2 protein-coding genes are annotated in these 3,291 nt (G+C 47.0%); both read right to left on the bottom strand.

Annotation, left to right across the window (positions count from 1 at the left end; all coding sequences use genetic code 11):
- Nucleotides 1–70: 70 nt before the first annotated feature.
- Nucleotides 71–1,150, bottom strand: coding sequence for a replication initiation protein (locus ACFQ2O_RS20690; protein WP_377532609.1), 1,080 nt, complete (start codon nt 1,148–1,150; stop codon nt 71–73).
- Between the two features lie 960 nt (nt 1,151–2,110).
- Complete coding sequence (locus ACFQ2O_RS20685) at nt 2,111–2,806, bottom strand: recombinase family protein (RefSeq protein WP_377532607.1); 696 nt, start codon at nt 2,804–2,806, stop codon at nt 2,111–2,113.
- Between the last annotated feature and the right edge of the window lie 485 nt (nt 2,807–3,291).

The following is a 3,291-nucleotide window of genomic DNA, read 5'->3' as shown; positions in this document are numbered from 1 at the left end:
TTTATTAATAGTATTAATGATTCAGCATCAAAGCCCTTAACAGGTATAGCCTTAGCCTTTTAACGCACTATTAGCCGTTGTTTTTGGCAATCTTATTGTCCAGATGCTTGGCAAACCATTCCGCTTCCGACGTAAAAGTCAAGGTGGCCTTGTTCGTGGAAAACCAGTTATTGGCCTTGGTGATCACCAGGGGAGGGAGCTGCCGGATGTATTTCTGGATCTGCTCTTCTGAAAACGCATACTTGTCCCGCATGATCCGGACAGCATTTGCCGTCACTTTATCGGTTGCGACGGCCGGGGTAGGGGAGGAGAACAGGTTCTGCTGGACCGCTTTTGGATTCGTTTGCAAGGCAGCAGGGGCGGCGGCAGGCAGCACATTGATTGTCTTGACCAAGTAAAAGGTGATGGAGTCCGCATTGCGGCCTTTTTTATTTATTTTATAATCAAAGGCCATGTCCGTATCCAGCAGTTCTTCCTTCGCTGTATCCAGAATCCGCCTTTTGAACTCTGCAAACAGGGGGTACTTGATGACCTTGATTCGCTCCCCTTCGGGCAGGCCTGCCCTTTTGGCTTCATCTTCGTTGAGTTCCAGATCCAGGCCCAGCATCAACCGTAGCTGCCTGTACTTGATCGTGGTGGGTTTGTCCTTGAAGAGCCCTTGCTTGATGAACATGTAGATCCTGTAGGCCTGTATGGTTTTAAGGCTAAGCAACTGCTCCAGTTCGGCCTGGGTGTAATTGCCCTTCAGGTCAAGCAGATAGGGGGCCAGGTCATTGTTGATTTTGGTGATGATGTACCGGCTGTCCTGGGTATAGCTGACGGTGGGAAAGATCACCATGCTCAGGTAGGTTCTTTTCATCTTACCTGTCTTGTCAGGGGACTGGCTTTCTACCTTGAACTTGATTTCCTGCAGCTCTGTCGCCAGTTTTGCTACCTGCTTGAAGTTTTTCCCCCCTTTGGAGGCATAGAGGGCGTCGATGGGAATCTTCACATGGGTAAGTTCCTTATCGTCCTTGTGAATATGCCCCAGCGCATAAATAAAGGCCCGCAACTGCACCGTCGGAATATCAAAATAACTGTTGATCAGGTTATTGTGCTGGGTAACAAGCTTATTGGGCTGCCTAACGGGAATATTTAAGAGGTCACTCATTGCAAAAAGATTTAACTCTTAAATATATGTATTTAATTTGTAACTAGTACACACAACAGGTTAAATCCCTTGCCGCGTTCCCTGAAGCCACTAAAGGTGGGATTTTGTACATGTGTGGGATTCCCGCCATGTATCGTTGGGATGCAGTACATGCTTTAGTGGGATTCTGTACAGATAAGGTGGGAAATTGTACAGGCTTTGGTGGGAAACTGTACACATATCTACCATCATACATCTGAATATCAACTAGTTACAGCGATATTAATAAGTAATAATAGTATAAAATAATAAAAATAAAGAAAGGGAATGTTTCCTTTTTCATATCTTATTCAGGGTAAAAGGAAAGAAAGGGAGGGAAAAAAGCCTAAAGTGGTGGGATTTTGTACATAAAAAGCGCGCAGTTTTAGCTTCTTAAAAGGAAAATAAGTTGAAATTCCGCAGTGGGATTCTGTACATAAATAGGGCTTGCGGAGCTCATGCCATCAGTTAAATTTAGCTAGTTAACTACTTGTTTTACAATTAGTTGTTATATATAAAAATGCTTTGGTAGCGCGTACGGAGGATTTACGAAAAGGTGTACATCTATCCCTTGCCTGCAAAAGGGGCTCCAGGTTCTCCCTGGTGGGATTTTATACATATATCCTTTCCTGCAAGCTTCAAGAAGACTCTTTTTACATGTTCGTAAACAGTTATAAATCAGGTATTTATAATTACAGAGCATAGGTTTATCCCTGTTCGCATTTCCTCTTGAAAAGCAGTACATATATTGGCCAAAATAACCTGCCTAAGCAGCTACAAATCAAATTTAGGTAGGCGCGATTGAATGTTCAACAGCTGGGGGTGAAGCATCTTAGCAAACAAGGAGTAAAAAAGCACGCGGCTGTAGGGATGCAACTGGCTGTAGCAGGGGCTTTTAAGTCAATAGGAGGGGAGGGGTAGTGGGTGTCGCGGAGCACCTTCTTAGGTAACACATATTTCACCAGGTTCGGAAAGCAACGCTTGCTGGAGGCGCACATGCAGCCGTTGCACTGTGATGGGAAAGAATTTCTTGCCGCGCCGTGTTGTAAACCCATAGCTGTTCAGGCGCGCAGCAATATCATGGTAGGTCATGCCCTTGTCGCGGTACATCTGAATGAGTTCGGTTGCCTGCCGGTTCGCTTTGTGCGTGGCGGCATTCTCCCGGCGAACCTGGAGTCCCTTTTGCCGGGCTTCCTCGCAAAGGTTCCGGGGTGTACCCAGTGAAAAGCCCCGCAGCTTCTTTTGCTGAAGCGCCGCCCGTGTCCTGGTGCTGATGAGCTCCCGCTCATGCTGGGCCAGCACCGCAAAAATGCCAATGGTCAGGGTATTGGCGTCCGGCATGTCCACGGCCAGAAAATCCACATGGCTGTCGCGCAGCTTGAAGATAAACCCGGCGTTACGGCTAAGCCGGTCGAGCTTGGCGATCAGCAACTGGGCCTGCTCTCCCTTGGCCAGGGCAATGGCTGCCTCCAGCTCCGGCCGGTCGTTGCGCTTGCCGCTCTCCACCTCAATGTGCTCGGCAAGCAGCGCATCACCCGGCTTAAGGAAACCCTGCACCATCTCGCGCTGTGACTCCAGGCCCAGCCCGCTCTGGCCCTGCTTCTTGGTGGAGACCCGGTAGTAGGCCACGTACTTCATCTTCGCTACTCCTCTTTCTTTAGGTGAAACCTGTGGCAAAGGTACGTATAACATTTTACAAACGGACGTTTATAAAACGTTACAAGATGAGATAATTTCAGAAACCCCTAGCTCTGCCAGAGATTTATTAAATTAGCAAGCCGAAAGGAGAAGCGGAGGCCCAAGCTTTCATGCAGTAGCAGCAGGGATTGAGGTGCTCGCCGTCGCGGTTACAGATCAGGTGGTGTTAACCTTCGCGAACGGGAAAGAGAAGGGAAATGTACACGTCAAATGCATCGCCTCTATGAAAATATTTGTCGTGATGTTTTAGCCTTTATCATAGCTCATGCTTTCACCTTGGACGATCTGTTGTAAACACAGATGCATTCATGATTTATTCGAAGGGATTATAGCCATCACAGCTGGTAGCCACATTGGGAATATCCTTTAAACTTTATTATCCTCTATATCTATAAAAATCGCTTCTAATTTAAGTATATATTGAA

The sequence above is a fragment of the Pontibacter rugosus genome (genome assembly GCF_042678745.1).
In the GTDB taxonomy this organism is placed as follows: Bacteria; Bacteroidota; Bacteroidia; order Cytophagales; family Hymenobacteraceae; genus Pontibacter; species Pontibacter rugosus.
Note: the sequence above shows the minus strand (reverse complement) of the source record. Positions and strands in the feature narration are given on the sequence as shown.